Here is a 15,557-nt window from a genome sequence, read left to right as displayed (position 1 = left end):
ACTAATGACCCAATTAAGTATTTTACCGCCCCAGAAAATCGCGATTTAGGAATTGTTAAATCAATGCGAAAACCGCGTGTCCGACTGATCATTGCCCCGTTCCCTGAGCGACAAAAAAATTCTGAGGATTTTTTCTTCTCATCAAATTGCCAAATCCCCTTGACAACTACTCTTTCAGCTTAAGTTGTCACCAATGCCATTGCCTTATCTTATGAAACATTTACTTCAGCTCAATTAGCTCTACAAATGATTGAAGGGGTAGAGAAAGTACGCTTTACCCATACTTCGTAATAGAGCATTATTGCTGGGGGCTATTTCAATACTTCTCGCTTAGGGAAATAGGGATGTAGGGAATTAGGGAAATCTCGCTATTATTATTCCCCAAACCCCTAAAACCCCAAATAAAATGCTCTTTCTTTAATAATTAATATAGGGTCAGAGGTAAAAGGTGTTATTCTCATCAATGGAGGAGATTGCTATAGAGTTAAATTAGACTAGTTCTAGGGAACTTATTTAAGCGTTAAGCAGGATCTTTGTGAAGAAAATTAACATTTGTGAAACAAAGCTTTACCATAATTTTACGTAATCGTAACTTTTGATACAGCAAATATTTATAATCTGATGGATGAAAATTGGTTTATAGTGGTAGAAAGACTCTAAAAATTTAACTATAAAATCACGGTGAGACAACATGAGCGCTGCAACAATTGCACCTACCACTTCTATTAGCTATTCTATCGAAAATATCAAGGACGAAGTCCGTCACTTGATAGAACAAGGAATCATTACTCGTCAACAACCTCTATATACTCTCTGCAAATATATACCAGCCCGCGAATGGATAGGTGTTGAATGTGAGCTAGAAAGAGCCGAATACCTACTGAGGGACTCCGTTGCCGATTTAGTTGCTGATCAGAATTGGGAAAATGACTGATTGAGATCCTCTGCGATCCTTAAATAATATAAATAAAATCAATTTATTGATCAAGACTTAGAGCTCCTAAGTCTTTTTTTATTGTCTGCACAAAAAACTTAACAAAAATACTTGTATTTAGGTCATATTGAACTACAAAATAAGTAATAACTTGATTAATCTTACGGTTAAGAGAAATTACAAGATAATTATGTCACAACCAACTATCGAATCAATTCTTCAAGAGAAACGCCTATTTGCTCCTACTCCAGAATTTTCGCAACAAGCAACGATTGGCAGTTTAGAAGCATATCAACAACTATACGAACAGGCAGCGACTGATCCTGCCGCATTTTGGGCAGAATTAGCTGACAAAGAATTGGATTGGTTTCAAAAATGGGATCAGGTTCTCGATTGGCAACCACCCTTTGCTAAATGGTTTATCAATGGCAAAATAAATATTTCTTACAATTGTCTGGACCGACATCTCACTACTTGGCGCAAGAATAAAGCAGCCTTGATTTGGGAGGGAGAACCCGGAGATTCTCGGACTCTGACCTATGCCCAACTACATCGAGAAGTTTGTCAGATGGCAAATGTACTCAAAGATTTAGGCGTGGTTAAAGGCGATCGCGTGGGCATCTATATGCCAATGATCCCTGAGGCGGCGATCGCGATGTTGGCGTGTGCTCGAATTGGTGCTCCCCATAGTGTAGTATTTGGCGGATTTAGTGCGGAAGCTCTCAAAGCAAGATTGTTAGACGCAGAAGCTAAAGTTGTCATTACTGCTGATGGCGGTTTCCGCAAAGATAAAATTGTCCCTCTCAAGCCAGCAGTGGACGAAGCACTTAAAGATAATGCAGTGCCTAGTGTTCAGAAGGTACTGGTGGTGCAACGCACTGAACAGGAAATCGAGATGGTTAGCGATCGCGATGTTTGGTGGCATGAGCTACAACCCAATGCCTCTGCTAATTGCCCTGCTGAACCAATGGATAGTGAGGATATGCTGTTTATTCTCTACACTAGCGGTACTACCGGTCAACCGAAAGGCGTCGTTCACACCACAGGAGGCTACAATCTCTACACCCATGTCACCTGTAAATGGACATTCGATCTCAAAGAGACTGATGTTTATTGGTGCACTGCTGATGTCGGTTGGATTACAGGGCATAGTTATATTGTTTATGGCCCTCTTTCCAATGGTGCCACCAGTTTAATGTATGAAGGGGCCCCGCGAGCTTCTAATCCTGGTTGTTTTTGGGATGTGGTGGAAAAATATGGTGTGACAATCTTTTATACGGCACCAACGGCGATTCGGGCTTTTATCAAAATGGGGGATCAACATCCCAACTCCCGTGATCTTTCTTCACTACGAATTTTAGGTACGGTCGGCGAACCAATTAACCCCGAAGCTTGGATCTGGTATCACAAGACAATTGGCAATGAAACCTGTCCTATTGTCGATACTTGGTGGCAAACTGAAACAGGAGGATTTATGCTAACTCCTTTGCCTGGGGCGACCCCTACAAAACCAGGTTCCGCGACTCTCCCTTTCCCTGGCATTCTCGCTGATATTGTCGATTTAGAAGGTAATCCAGTCGCGGCCAATGAAGGAGGCTACTTGGTTGTGAAACATCCTTGGCCAAGTATGATGCGCACTGTTTATAAAAATGATGAACGTTTTCGCAACACTTATTGGGAGCATATTCCCCCGAAAGATGGCGAATATCTCTATTTTGCAGGGGATGGCGCTCGCAAAGATGAAGATGGTTACTTCTGGGTCATGGGGCGTGTTGATGATGTGATGAATATCTCTGGACATCGTTTGGGAACTATGGAGGTAGAATCTGCGTTGGTTTCCCATCCTGCGGTGGCAGAAGCGGCTGTGGTATCGCGTCCCCATGAGGTCAAAGGAGAAGATGTTTATGCCTTTGTGACTCTCGAAGGTACTCACGCATCTAGTGATGAGTTGAAAGCTGAGTTGAAACAGCATGTGGTTAGCGAGATTGGTGCGATCGCTCGTCCTGGAGAAATTCGCTTTACTGATGCTTTACCAAAAACGCGATCGGGAAAAATTATTCGTCGTTTCTTGCGAAATTTAGCAGCAGGGGAAGAGTTAGTAGGCGATATTTCTACGATGGAGGATTTGACTGTTTTAGATAAGCTTAGAGAAGGCTAATTTCAGTTAACAGTGATCAGTAAACAGCAGTGCAATGCCGCGTCTTTAGAGGGCGCGGAAGAACTCCCATTCGTCTCATCAAGCTATAGTGATTCTAAAAGAGATGAGTAAAAACGCCCTAATAGTTTAAATTATTAACATTAAATCAGTAGTAAGCAATAAGAAACTCAAATAATTGGTTAGTGATAGAAGAATATTTCTCCATAGGCTTAAGAATCTCACCGCTAATAAAATTTGGCTTTGGCAATGGTTGCCCGCAATAGTTTGGTTGATTATCTCAACTGAGACTCTGTTTCTCTGGAAAGCCCTAGCAGATCAAGACTTAAATACAAAACAACGTCTGGTGCAATTTGCGGCTGCTAGTGTTAAGCAGGAAATCGATACACAGATGCGAAACCGCTTCCAAGCATTGGAAAGAATGAGGGAGCGCTGGACAAGCAGAGGCGGAACTCCAAAACTCGAATGGGAAAAAGACGCCCAGAACTATCTGAGAGGTTATCCTGGGTTCCAGGCGATCGAATGGATAGATTCAGAATTTTATGTTCGCTGGATCGTCCCTTTAGCGGGTAATGAAGCGGCTCAAAATCTCAATTTGGCCTTTGAGCCACGAAGAAAAGCTGCCCTAGAAGCGGCGCGCCAAAAGCGTACTATAACAGTAACCAGAACAATTAATCTGGTTCAAGGGGGCAAGGGTTTTCTCGTTTATGTGCCGATATTTCTGCATGAGAACAGTTCAGAAGAAACGCTTGGTGTTCAGCAAGAATCTTTCGAAGGCTTTATTTTGAGTGTCTTTCGACTCCAAACACTTCTAGATACCCTATTAGACGAAAATGTTGCTCCTGGTTACGCTCTCGCTATTTACGATGGGAGCGAAGAAATATATCGTCGTAGCTCCTCTGAGAATAGCAAGCAAATGGAAACCCAATGGGCACAGGAAGCAGAAATTCATTTTGAAGGCGTTACCTGGAAGCTGAGAGTTTGGCCGACAAATGAGTTGCTTGTGACTAAGAAATCACGACTACCCAGTTTTGTCTTAGGTGGTGGATTGATGATGGCATTACTTGGAGCACTAGTCATTTATCTAGCACAAACAGCCCAACGGCGTACCCAGCAGGTGGAAATAATCAACAAAAAGTTAACCCGAGAAATTTTTGAGCGTCAAAAGACCTCCTCTGCACTGCGAGAAAAAGAATCCACTCTCAGAAATTTCTTCAATAGTTCTCCTTTGATGATGGGGATTGTGGAACTGATAAATGAAGATATTTTACATATTGCCGCAAATGAAGCCACTGCGCAGTTTTTTGGGGTCACACCTGAGGCCATGAAAAATCAATTGGCAAGTAGTCTTGGTGCATCACCAGCTCAAGTGAAAAGATGGGTTCAGCATTACCATGAGAGCCAAAAAACTGGTAGCCCTGTATATTTTGAGTATATTCACAGGGCAGACAACAGCAACAGGTGCTTATTAGCTACCGTCTGTCCGATCGCTCAAAATCCACGTATTAGAACTCGATTCTCCTACATAGTTGAAGATATTACCGTACGCAAACAGGCAGAAAGCATTCTCCAAAAGACAAAAAAAGAATTGGAAACCCTAGTGGCAGAGAGAACAGCAGCCTTAACTCGCGTCAATAAAAGCTTAGAGTGGGAGCTAGAAGAACGTCGCCAAGCTGAGGCCAATATCAGGGAATTAGAACGCCGTTGGCGGACATTACTGGAAAATGTCCGTTTAGTTGTTGTTGGACTCAATTGTCATGGTCAGGTGGAATATGCCAATCCTTTTTGTTTGGAATTGACTCAATATGTGAAGGAAGAAGTATTGAGCAAAAATTGGTTTAATACTTTTGTCCCCAAGTCTCAGCTTCAGCAAGCATATCAGGATTTTAAGGAAATTCTGGCAGAACAATTTCGGCCTCACTATCAATATTCTATTGTGACGAAATCTGGAGCAGAAAAAATTATTGATTGGAACAGTACTCTGCTGCGGACACCTCAAGGAGAAGTGAGCGGAACTATGAGTATTGGACTAGATATTACGGAGCGTTATGCGATCGAAAAAATTAAAGGGGAGTTTATTTCCATTGCTAGTCACGAAATGCGGACCCCTCTAACTTCTATTCATGGGGTTATCCAGCTGCTAGAAGCTGACCGTTTGGGAAGTCTTTCTCCAAAGGGAAAAGAAATGCTCAAAATAGCGAATAGAAATACCAATCGTTTGATATTTCTGCTGAACGATGTTCTTGACCTTGAACGGATGGAATCCCAAAGGCATCATCTTGAAAAACAATGTTGTCATAGTGCAGAACTGATTAAACAATCAATAGAAACTGTGAGCTATATGGCCCAAGAGCACCAGGTTGTTATAGAAACAAATTCTAACTCGGTTGAACTATTGGTTGATCCAGATCGGATTTTGCAAACTTTAACCAATTTGATTAGCAATGCGATTAAATTTTCTACTGCTGGTGACATAATTTGGGTAACGGCTCAAAAACAAAATAAAGAGGTTCTGTTCTCGGTTGTAGATCAGGGTAGAGGAATCCCAACTGATCAACTAGAAAGTATCTTCGAGCGTTTTCATCAGGTGGATGCTAGCGATGCCCGCAAAAAGGGAGGAACTGGTTTGGGACTAGCAATCTGTCGTAGCATTGTTGAGCAGCATGGAGGAAAGATTTGGGTTGAAAGTATTTTCGGCCAGGGTAGTAGTTTTTACTTTAATTTGCCTATAGAAGTAGCTGATCTTGAAAAAGATGAAGCCATCGGCAAAAGCTCTAAAAATGATTTGCCATGAAAAATTAATCGCGATCGCTCTTTTTCGGAAAAACCTTTGACTGTTTACGAAAAAATTTCCACGTTAGAGTTTAAAATCCGATCAGCTAATAATTCAGACAAAAAGTAACTATGTCAATTGCAGGAGTACAACCAAAATTAATTATTCACGGTGGTGCAGGTGGTCATGTAAAAAGTAAAGAAGGCGCAATAATTGTCCGTCAAGCTCTACATTCTATTGTTGAACAAATGTATGCACTACTACTTGAAGGTGTTTCTGCTGCTGAAGTCGCCGCTGAAGCTTGTCAGCTACTAGAAGATCAGACCATGTTCAATGCGGGTACTGGCTCAGTACTACAGTCAGATGGACAAATAAGAATGAGCGCTTCTTTAATGGATGGAGCCCAGCAGCGTTTCAGTGGCGTGATTAATGTATCGCGAGTTAAAAACCCGATTCAATTAGCCCAAGCCCTTCAGCAACAAGAAGATCGCGTATTATCAGATTATGGCGCAGCTGAACTTTTACGAGAACTCAAGGTACCGATTTACGACCCCTTGGTTACAATTCGCCTTCAAGAATGGATGCAAGAGAGGGAGGGTAATTTTCAAAAAGCCATGGCTGGGGTGATCGCCGAAGAAGAATTAGTAATCGCTCATGAACCGAGAAAGGGAACTATTGGAGTCGTTGCTCTCGATCGCCAGGGCAAAATCGCCGCGGGAACATCCACAGGGGGCAAGGGATTAGAACATATTGGTCGGGTAAGCGATTCAGCTATGCCAGCGGGAAATTATGCCAACGAATATGCTGGGGTTTCTTGTACTGGTATTGGGGAGGACATTATTGATGAATGTTTAGCAGCCAAAATAGTAATTCGAGTCACCGATGGCTTAAAACTCCCAGAGGCCATGTTGCGCTCGATGCAAGAATCGAAGAACAGGGAACGAGATTTAGGGGCGATCGCGATTTCCCATGACGGCGCGATCGCTTGGGGTAAAACCAGCGAAGTAATTCTTGCTGCCTATCATGACGGCGAAACAATCGGCGATACATTGGATTGGCAAGACAAGGACGATAAGTTAATAGACTTTAAAACAACGATGAAGGATAAAGGATGAGGGATAAAGGATGAGGGATGAGGAGAGAGCTGATAACTGGGGACTGTTAACTAAATTTAGTGCTCAAAGATATTTTCATAACGCATAATATCTAGAGAAACAAAGACTGGGATACATTTAAAGCATTCTTGTGCTAGTTCCCAGCGGTTTTCTCGTTTAAGCATATCGGTTAACTTTGTTTGCGCATCTATTAAATACCGCACGTCATTAGCCGCATAATTCAGTTGTTCTACCGAAAGACTGTCAATGTCTCCCCAATCAGAACTTTGGGCGCTTTTGTCCAGTTCAGTTCCGGTCAATTCCATGACCAAACTTTTTAGGCCGTGACTAGAAGTGTAGGTACGAGCTAATTTGCTAGCGATTTTAGTGCAAAAAATTGGCGCTGTCTCAACTCCAAAAGTATAACGAAACTGGGCTACATCAAAACGAGCAAAATGAAATACTTTAGTTATTTCAGGGTCTTCTAATATTCTTTTGAGATTTGGGGCAGAAGTTTGTCCTTGTTCAATTCTGACCGCTGTAACATATCCTTGCGGATCGCATAATTGTACCAAACATAGGCGATCGCGACCAATTACTAAGCCCATGGTTTCTGTATCGATCGCGATCGCATCTGCCGCTAAATAACGCGCCATACTAGCATTATCAAGATCGCCCTCGCAAATTTTAAAATTGTCTAAAATCATTAGTTATTTTCGGTCTATATTTTCTATCGGTAATAATTTAATTCACAAAGATTTAGATTGTATATAGCAAATCAAAATTCTTGTTTAAGTCCCATTATCACTTTTTTTGCAACATAATCAGACCATGATAGTATCATTGTCCATGTATTACTCAATCTACAAGCCTAAAATTAATCTAGCAATATTAAAATAAATCAAAACACCCAAAACATCGACAGCTGTAGTAATAAAAGGAGCCGACATCAAAGCCGGATCAAGGCCAATGGCGCGAAACAAAAAGGGCAATGCCGAACCTGCTACCGAAGCCAACAAGGAAATCGCAACTAAACTAATACCGACAGAAATAGCCACCGCAAGATCCTCTTGCAAAAAGAAAAAAGCCCATAATGTTGCCACAAAACCCAAAATAGTTCCCAATAAAATTCCCGCTAAAGCTTCGCGAAAAACTACCTTTCCCGCACCCATATCAACAATTTCATCGGTATTTAAACCCCGAATCACTACAGTTGAAGACTGAGCACCAACATTTCCTCCAGTACCAGTCAACAAAGGCATAAAAGCTGCTAAAGTCACGACTTGGGATAACAAACTTTCTTGAGATTTAATAATACTTGTTGTAACACTATTTGTTAACAATAAAACAAAAAGCCAGACAACTCTTCTGCGAGCTACAGTAATTAAATTAGTTTGAAAATAATCATTATCCCCATCGGACTGTACACCACCTAAGGCATAGATATCTTCGGTCGCTTCTTGTTCTAAGATGTCAATTACATCATCTACCGTGACGATTCCTACTAACCGCTCTTCTGAATCTACAACAGGAAGAGCTAAGATGTCATAACGTTGAATAGTACGAGCTACCTCTTCTTGATCTGTATCCGTGTGAACAGAGACCACATCCCGAGTCATGATGTCGCCTAAACTAGTTTCTGCTGGAGACAATACTAAATCTCTTAGAGAGACAATTCCTGTTAAATGTCGAGAAGCATCGGTGACGTATAAATAGTAAATAATTTCTGAAGCATTCGCTAAGCTTCTTATTGCTTCTAAAGCTTGATTAATAGTCAGGGTTTCCTTACAAGAGATATATTCTGGAGTCATAATCCGACCCGCAGTATCCTCTTCATAACCGAGTAACAGAGCTGTTGCCTGCCGTTCTCCAGGGCTGAGTTCTGATAATAGGCGACGGACGACTTTTGCCGGAAGTTCATCAAAAAGCTTCGCTCGATCATCAGGAGACATCTTATCAACAATATCAATAACTTCTTGACGCTTGAATTCTTCAATTAAAGATTGCTGTACCGACGAATCTAAGTACTCATAAACGTCGATAGCTTCGGCTTTGGATAATAGACGAAAAGCAATCACCTGAATGGATTCGGGTAAACCTTCGATCGCCTCTGCGATATCTACGGCTTGTACGGGCAACAGGAGATCTTTCGCTCCTTCCAAATTTCCGCGTTCGAGAAAAAGCTCCAATTGGGAACGTACTAACTGTCGCAATTCATTGTGCTTAACAACATTTGGCGTCATAAACCTCCCCTTCCTAATTCCATTCAGTTAAGTAAACTTTTTTCTTGGAGTTTTATATTATTTAACATTGTTTTCTATCTTCGCATTCTTTGTTAGATTATGCTGTGCTATCGTACTAGAAAAAGATATTCGATTCGGTACAGCAATTGTTTCAGTTTAGTTATACATTTTCGGCTTTCTGGTTGGCAAGGTTGTTCCCGAACTGTTTATCCCTGATAAATAATTCCAAACCTGGAGACAACCAATGTCAATTTATGTAGGAAATATTCCCTATAAAGTCACAGAAGAAGATCTATCCGGTGTTTTCGCCGACTATGGAACCGTTAAACGGGTTTATCTGCCGACGGATCGCGAAAGTGGTCGGATGCGGGGCTTCGGTTTTGTCGAAATGGCAAATGAAGCTGAAGAAGATAAAGCGATCGAAACTTTAGACGGCGCAGAATGGATGGGTAGAGAACTTCGAGTTAATAAGGCGAGACCTCGCGAAAACGATCGCGGTGGCTCTGGTGGTGGTCGTAATAATGACAGTTTTTCTCGCAGTAACTATTAATTAGCATATTTCGCTATATTCGTTATCTTTATTTAATATCATTAGACTCTGGGGATTAGCTCTTGAGTCTTTTTTAATGCAGACTATTATTTCAGTGAACATCGAAACAATTAACCAAATCCATGAAATCTACTTGGACAAGTATAGTGTTAACGAGACTCAATTTTGACCTTTGGTTGAATAGTAGCTATCTTTATCGTTTTCTCAATTTAGTATCGGCTTGGCGATCGCAAAGTTGGCTATTACAATGGTCGGAAGAAATTGGCGCTAGCTTGTTAGCTTTAATCTTAATTCTGGCTCCTTTTGTCTCTACAGGCTTGATTGGCATGTTGCTCATTGCCGTCGCTTTATATTGGATTTTGACGACAATCTCCGAATCTGAACCCCTAGGGATTACACCGATTCACGTATTAGTTTTCCTTTATTGGGGAGTTGCCGCGATCGCAACTGTCTTGTCGCCGGTAAGAGCGGCAGCCCTAGATGGCTTTATAAAGTTAACTCTTTACTTAATGATGTTTGCTTTGGGCTCACGCATTATGAGATCGCCCAAGTTAAGTAATTGGTTAATCACTAGTGCTCTTTTGAGTTCTTTGATAGTTAGCGGTTATGGGATTCGGCAGCAGTTTTTTGGTGTTGAACAACTGGCCACTTGGAATGATCCCAATTCGGTACTGGCCAAAGATACGAGAGTTTATAGTTATTTGGGCAATCCTAATTTATTGGGAAGTTATTTGCTGCCTGCGATCGCATTAAGTATTGTCGCTGTCTTTGTCTGGAGTAGTTGGATACAAAAAACCCTGGCGGTAGTTTTAGTTGGCATAAATTCTGCTTGCTTATTTTTTACTGATAGTCGGGGTGCTTGGTTGGCCATGCTGGCCTTGGCAAGTGTTTTATTTTTATTGCTTTATTGGTGGTGGCGCGAATTTTTACCGCGTTTTTGGCGAGTCTGGCTCTTGCCCTTATTCTTTGGGGGTTTAGGCGGATTAATTATTGTGGCAATTTTAGGAGTAGAATCGATCAGAATCAGATTTTTTAGTATTTTTGCCGGACGAGAAGATAGTAGTAACAATTTCCGCCAAGTCGTTTGGGATACTGTCGGCGCGATGATTAAAGATTATCCTCTCACGGGAATTGGGCCGGGGAATGAAACTTTTAAAGCCATTTATCCAAGATATATGGATTCTCGATATCCTGCCTTAAGTGCTTATTCAATATATCTGGAGCATATTGTAGAAATTGGTCTGGTCGGTTTTAGTAGTTTTATTTGGTTGATAGTTGTGACATTTAACCATGGGATAACCCAAGTAAATCGTTTACGTCAATCGAGAAATGTTCAGGGACTCTGGGTAATCGCCGCGATCGCAGCTATTTGGGGACTCTTAGTCCATGGTTTAGTGGATACAGTTTGGTATCGCCCCCAAGTTAGTACTTTATGGTGGTTTATGCTTGCGATTATTGCTAGCCAATTTGAAGGGATGAGGGATGAGGGATAAAGGATGAGGAAAATACCTTTTGCTCATTACCCATTACCCATTACCCATTACCCAGTTAAATATGTTTCCAAATTTCTTGCAATAAAATGTCTAATCCTTTGCGAGTAACAGCTGAAATAGTGAAGATGGGAACGGAAGTTAAGGCTTTTAGTTGGGTGATCGCATCTTCCAAAATTTCATCATCGGCGCTATCTATTTTATTAAAAGCAATAATTTGCTTACGTTCTGGCAATCCATGCCCATAGGCGGCTAATTCTTCCTGGATAGTTTGGTAATCTGCGATCGGCTCTTCCGCTGTAATATCAATTAAATGAAGCAGTAATCGAGTTCGTTCAATATGACGCAGAAAATCGTGACCTAAGCCAATTCCTGCAGAAGCTCCAGCAATTAAACCTGGAATGTCAGCAAATACCGTCCCGTCTCCCGATGGCTTTTTCACGACGCCTAAATTGGGGATCAGCGTGGTAAAAGGATAATTAGCAATCTTCGGTTTGGCAGCAGATAAAGAAGAAATTAGCGTCGATTTACCCGCATTGGGCAAGCCAATAATTCCCACCTCAGCAATTAATTTGAGCTCCAAACGCAATCGCCTTTGTTCCCCTTCCAATCCTGGTAAAGCATGTTCGGGAGCTCGATTACTATTACTCAAAAAATGTTTATTGCCTAAACCGCCCTTGCCGCCTTTGGCTACACAGAGAGTTTCTTCGGCGGTTACCAAATCACCAACCAATTCCCCAGTGTTCGCATCATAAATCATTGTGCCGCAAGGAACTTCAATTATGCGATCGCTACCCGAAGCTCCTGTACAATTACTCGAACCACCCTTTTTTCCATCTTCAGCCTTAAAGATCCGAGCATATCGAAAATCCAAGAGGGTTTGCAATCTTTCTGTAGCGACCACAATCACTGAACCCCCTCGGCCACCATTACCGCCAGCTGGGCCTCCTGCTGGAACATATTTTTCTCGGCGAAAGGCTACCATGCCATCCCCACCGTTACCTGCTACTACTTCTATTTCTGCTAAATCAATAAATTGCATATAAGTTGAAAATCGTCAGTCCGTCTGTATAGTAATCCTAGTTCATTTTGATACATAGAGAATGGGAATCTCCCTTGTCTTTCTTGGATCTACCTCAGTTCGACGAATTTTCCTTTTGATTAAATTTCCCAAGTTGAACCACGAAGTAATAGGCTTTTCCCTAGATCCCCAAATCCCCAAATCCCCAAATCCCTATTCAGAACTAGTAAATTTTGTACTCATCGAAATCACGTTGGATCTGATCCAGCATCTTAATTGATAGATACATAAGCGTACATCAGCGTACATAAATTACGTCATTTGACGGAGGACATTAATCGAAAAAGAATTTACTCTAGGGTTATAGATGAGCAGAACGGCAAAAGAAAAAGGTATTAGCTGTCTATACTAATACCTCTAAGTCCCACGAACTGTGAACCACCAGCTTATCAGTAATCAACTAATTAGCTGGCTTGATCTCCATATCATAACAAATCTTTAATAATTCAGCTACTTCATAAGTAGTTCAACTCGAAAATTTGGTCACGCCAAAAATAAGGCAGAAATAAACTCTCCAATATCAATACTTCTCGCTTAACACTCTTTGTCTGTTCGAGAAGTATTGTTTTTGATGTCTATAATCCTAATTTGTTTGGAGATATCATAATGAGTTCTAATAAATATAGATAAATATGAGGAAATGTTACAGGCCGATTGCGATCGCAATATTTTCTCTTAGAGTTTCTATGACGATACAAAATCATGGATTAGAAAACTGTGGTATTTTGAGATTAAGTTAAGATAAGTAACGAAAATTAAAAACCTTCAACAATTACGTAACCTGTGACATCCTCTTCTCCGACTAAATATTCCCCCATAACTCAGAATTCGCTTCTCAATATCCCTGTATCCCCAACTCAAGATCACAGGTCATGGAAGGTTTTTGGTGCAGCTTCTTTTTTAGTTTCTGTGCCCGTATTTTTTCAAGCTCCTTTAGTCCGGTTGTTCCCCTGGATTAGTCTGGTTTCAACTCTGGTCTGGGTAATTTTGGGAATTTGGTTATACAACCGCAGTCAAACTCGCCTTTGGGGAGATCTCATCTTAGGATTTAGTTGGAGTTGGCTTGCTGGCTCAATTTACTGGGGATGGTTGCGTTGGGAACCTTTGGTTCATCTTCCCGTAGAAGCAATTGGGGTTCCTTTTGCCGCTTGGTGTTTATTTCGTGGTTGGGGCAAAATCGGTAATTATTTTTATTTAGGTTCTTTGCTCGGAACAGCGATTACAGATGTCTATTTTTATCTAACAGGATTAATTCCCTACTGGCGCAAGGTCATGGAAGTAGAACCTAGCCAAGCTGCAAGCATCTTCAAATTAGCCTTGGTGCAGATTCAAACTCCTTGGGGAATTAGTTGGGCAGTGGTACTCGTAAACTTATTATTGGGGGTCAGCTTATGGGCTTTGCAAAAATCTCAGCTTCATTGGTGGGCTTTTGCGGGAGCAGTTTTGAGTACCCTAGTAGTAGATAGTTTGTTTTGGATTGCTGCTTATTTCGCCTGAGGTCAAGAATTATGATTGCAATATTAGATAAAAATCCGACTACATACAAAGGACAATTTGGGGAGTTCACCATTGACAAGAGCGATCGCCAAGAGGTGCTGATCTATCGTGGTGGCTTAGTGATGGCTGCTTTGAGTTTTGCGATCGCAACCAATCTTTTTGTAGCCCAAGGAGCAGCCGCTTTACCTTGGATTACACCTTTATTCGCCCTATTTTCCCTGAGTTTGGGAGTGAGCCTGTATTTTATTCATATTTATATGGTGGCTTTGCATAGAGCCTTACAAGCCTTCTGGGTCATTGGTAGTGTTTCGGCGATCGCGATCTCATTCCAATCAACTGAGCCCCTAGCCTTATTTGTTTACAATAACCCTTTGACTTTGTTTGGGATTGGCTTTACTTTTGCCGCTCTTACGGGAATTTACTTCAAGGAAGCTTTTTGTTTCAACAGATTAGAAACCAAAATCCTCACCCCGATTGTGCCTTTCCTCTTATTGGGACATATGACTGGTTTACTCTCAGCTGATATAGAACAAGTATTACTGGCAATTTGGACAATTGGATTTACCATTTTCGCAGGGAGAAAAATGATCCAGGAGATCGATCCAGATATTGGAGATAAGTCCGTTTTTGCCTATCTGAAAGAACAAAAAACGAGCGCTGCTGCGCAGAAGTAATGGGGAATAAGTAACAAGTTAACGTAAGTTCTATGATTACAAAATTTACTAGTTCTGAATAGGGATTTAGGGATTTAGGGATTTTCCTTCTGCCCTCTGCCCCCTGCCTTCACCTAATTCCAATGATGAACATCCTGTTTCCCCAACCATTGAGGATAATCCTTCAGGTTCATCATCTCTTTCAGCTGAGGATCGACATTTTTTCTCGCCCTCAGCCATTTAAAGTTTTTCCCGTAGGCTTTGGTTAAATTTTGGTCAGTTAAAACCTCTTCCTGGCTACCGATCGCAATCAAATTCTGATTGAGCAACAACAACTGATCATAATTGGTAACAGTCTTCCCGAGATCGTGGCTAATCACCAGTAACGTCTTTTGTTGTTGCTTGAGTTCGGCAAAGACGTCGAAAATAATTTCTTCTGTTTTCTTGTCAATATTATTAAAGGGCTCGTCAAAAAATAATAAATCCGCTGCTTGAGCGATCGCCTTTGCTAAAAAGACTCGTTGTTGCTGACCACCAGACAATTCTCGGATCTGATGCCGAGCATATTTTGTCATGCCCACTCTTGACAAAGCATTTTTGACAATTTGACGCGAATTTGGCGAAGGTTTTCTAAACCAACCTGTTGCGGGAATTCTACCCATCATTACCACTTTTTCCACGGTAATCGGATAATCCCAATCAATCTGCGATCGTTGTGGCACATAGGCAACTCGCTTCAATTGGCGTTTGATTGGTCGATCAGCAAAGGTTACCGCACCTCTAGCGGTGGGGATAAGGCCCAATATGCCCTTGACCAAACTGCTTTTTCCCGCTCCATTGGGGCCTAGTAAACCAGTAACTTGTCCTGGCTCCAAAGAAAAGGATACATCATTAATCGCCCAGGTATTTCGGTAATTAATCGCCAAGTCGCGAACTTTGAGCATTGTTAATTCGAGACAAAAATGAGTATTATTCTCATTGTACAATTAAAATCATTCTCATTGTCAAATTTAAGGAACAAATAATGAGGAAGGAAGAACCAGAAAAAACAAGCTGGAAGTCTTTTATTTCAGATACTTATATTTAC

Annotated in this window: 12 protein-coding genes; 8 read left to right on the top strand and 4 right to left on the bottom strand. The window is 41.3% G+C overall.

The genetic code is table 11. The annotated features are described in order from the left end of the window. The first annotated feature begins 691 nt into the window (after positions 1–691). The 4 genes from XEN7305_RS10200 (at position 692) to XEN7305_RS10185 (ending at position 6,977) form a co-directional block, all read left to right on the top strand. Positions 692–934 (top strand): DUF4327 family protein, encoded by a 243-nt coding sequence (locus XEN7305_RS10200; protein WP_006509329.1) that lies wholly within the window; start codon positions 692–694, stop codon positions 932–934. A 190-nt stretch (positions 935–1,124) separates the two neighbouring features. Further along, on the top strand, positions 1,125–3,092 hold the full coding sequence (acs, locus tag XEN7305_RS10195) for an acetate--CoA ligase (protein ID WP_006509328.1): 1,968 nt from the start codon (positions 1,125–1,127) through the stop codon (positions 3,090–3,092). A gap of 175 nt (positions 3,093–3,267) precedes the next feature. Continuing rightward, positions 3,268–5,883, top strand: a complete 2,616-nt coding sequence (locus tag XEN7305_RS26590; RefSeq protein ID WP_006509327.1) for an ATP-binding protein — start codon at positions 3,268–3,270, stop codon at positions 5,881–5,883. Positions 5,884–5,993: 110 nt separating this feature from the next. Continuing rightward, positions 5,994–6,977, top strand: a complete 984-nt coding sequence (locus tag XEN7305_RS10185) for an isoaspartyl peptidase/L-asparaginase (protein ID WP_006509326.1) — start codon at positions 5,994–5,996, stop codon at positions 6,975–6,977. A 56-nt stretch (positions 6,978–7,033) separates the two neighbouring features. On the opposite strand, the gene XEN7305_RS10180 is transcribed toward XEN7305_RS10185, so the two are convergent. Together XEN7305_RS10180 and mgtE are read right to left on the bottom strand one after the other, a co-directional pair. Next, on the bottom strand, positions 7,034–7,663 hold the full coding sequence (locus XEN7305_RS10180; protein ID WP_006509325.1) for a ribonuclease D: 630 nt from the start codon (positions 7,661–7,663) through the stop codon (positions 7,034–7,036). Between the two features lie 156 nt (positions 7,664–7,819). Next, positions 7,820–9,199, bottom strand: coding sequence for a magnesium transporter (gene mgtE, locus XEN7305_RS10175; RefSeq protein ID WP_006509324.1), 1,380 nt, complete (start codon positions 9,197–9,199; stop codon positions 7,820–7,822). Positions 9,200–9,443: 244 nt separating this feature from the next. On the opposite strand from mgtE, the gene XEN7305_RS10170 reads away from it, so the two are divergent. Together XEN7305_RS10170 and XEN7305_RS10165 are read left to right on the top strand one after the other, a co-directional pair. Beyond that, on the top strand, positions 9,444–9,749 hold the full coding sequence (locus XEN7305_RS10170) for an RNA-binding protein (RefSeq protein WP_006509323.1): 306 nt from the start codon (positions 9,444–9,446) through the stop codon (positions 9,747–9,749). 122 nt (positions 9,750–9,871) lie between these two features. Next, on the top strand, positions 9,872–11,242 hold the full coding sequence (locus XEN7305_RS10165) for an IctB family putative bicarbonate transporter (protein WP_006509322.1): 1,371 nt from the start codon (positions 9,872–9,874) through the stop codon (positions 11,240–11,242). Between the two features lie 55 nt (positions 11,243–11,297). On the opposite strand, the gene obgE is transcribed toward XEN7305_RS10165, so the two are convergent. Beyond that, a complete protein-coding gene (obgE, locus tag XEN7305_RS10160; RefSeq protein ID WP_006509321.1) occupies positions 11,298–12,281 on the bottom strand; it encodes a GTPase ObgE in 984 nt (327 codons plus the stop codon). Between the two features lie 879 nt (positions 12,282–13,160). Between obgE and XEN7305_RS10150 the strand changes: the two genes are divergently transcribed. Both XEN7305_RS10150 and XEN7305_RS10145 read left to right on the top strand, forming a co-directional pair. Beyond that, entirely contained in the window at positions 13,161–13,817 is a 657-nt protein-coding gene (locus XEN7305_RS10150; protein WP_369792507.1) for a DUF3120 domain-containing protein, read from the top strand. Between the two features lie 11 nt (positions 13,818–13,828). After that, positions 13,829–14,491: a DUF2301 domain-containing membrane protein gene (locus tag XEN7305_RS10145; protein WP_006509319.1), complete on the top strand. Its 663-nt coding sequence runs from the start codon at positions 13,829–13,831 to the stop codon at positions 14,489–14,491. 113 nt (positions 14,492–14,604) lie between these two features. Here XEN7305_RS10145 and XEN7305_RS10140 read toward each other — a convergent pair whose 3' ends face one another. Further along, the gene (locus tag XEN7305_RS10140) at positions 14,605–15,414 is read right to left on the bottom strand and encodes a metal ABC transporter ATP-binding protein (protein WP_006509318.1); all 810 of its coding nucleotides are present in this window, start codon (positions 15,412–15,414) and stop codon (positions 14,605–14,607) included. Positions 15,415–15,557: the final 143 nt, after the last annotated feature.

The organism is Xenococcus sp. PCC 7305 (assembly GCF_000332055.1).
Taxonomy (GTDB): Bacteria; Cyanobacteriota; Cyanobacteriia; order Cyanobacteriales; family Xenococcaceae; genus Xenococcus.
Note: the sequence above shows the minus strand (reverse complement) of the source record. Positions and strands in the feature narration are given on the sequence as shown.

What these genes read in the sequence shown, in the direction of transcription:
- XEN7305_RS10185 (WP_006509326.1), top strand. Translation starts at nt 5,994, where the DNA reads ATGTCAATTGCAGGAGTACAACCAAAATTAATTATTCACGGTGGTGCA.
- acs (WP_006509328.1), top strand. Translation starts at nt 1,125, where the DNA reads ATGTCACAACCAACTATCGAATCAATTCTTCAAGAGAAACGCCTATTT.
- XEN7305_RS10200 (WP_006509329.1), top strand. Translation starts at nt 692, where the DNA reads ATGAGCGCTGCAACAATTGCACCTACCACTTCTATTAGCTATTCTATC.
- XEN7305_RS10165 (WP_006509322.1), top strand. Translation starts at nt 9,872, where the DNA reads ATGAAATCTACTTGGACAAGTATAGTGTTAACGAGACTCAATTTTGAC.
- XEN7305_RS10170 (WP_006509323.1), top strand. Translation starts at nt 9,444, where the DNA reads ATGTCAATTTATGTAGGAAATATTCCCTATAAAGTCACAGAAGAAGAT.
- XEN7305_RS10140 (WP_006509318.1), bottom strand. Translation starts at nt 15,414, where the DNA reads ATGCTCAAAGTTCGCGACTTGGCGATTAATTACCGAAATACCTGGGCG.
- mgtE (WP_006509324.1), bottom strand. Translation starts at nt 9,199, where the DNA reads ATGACGCCAAATGTTGTTAAGCACAATGAATTGCGACAGTTAGTACGT.
- XEN7305_RS10180 (WP_006509325.1), bottom strand. Translation starts at nt 7,663, where the DNA reads ATGATTTTAGACAATTTTAAAATTTGCGAGGGCGATCTTGATAATGCT.
- obgE (WP_006509321.1), bottom strand. Translation starts at nt 12,281, where the DNA reads ATGCAATTTATTGATTTAGCAGAAATAGAAGTAGTAGCAGGTAACGGT.
- XEN7305_RS10145 (WP_006509319.1), top strand. Translation starts at nt 13,829, where the DNA reads ATGATTGCAATATTAGATAAAAATCCGACTACATACAAAGGACAATTT.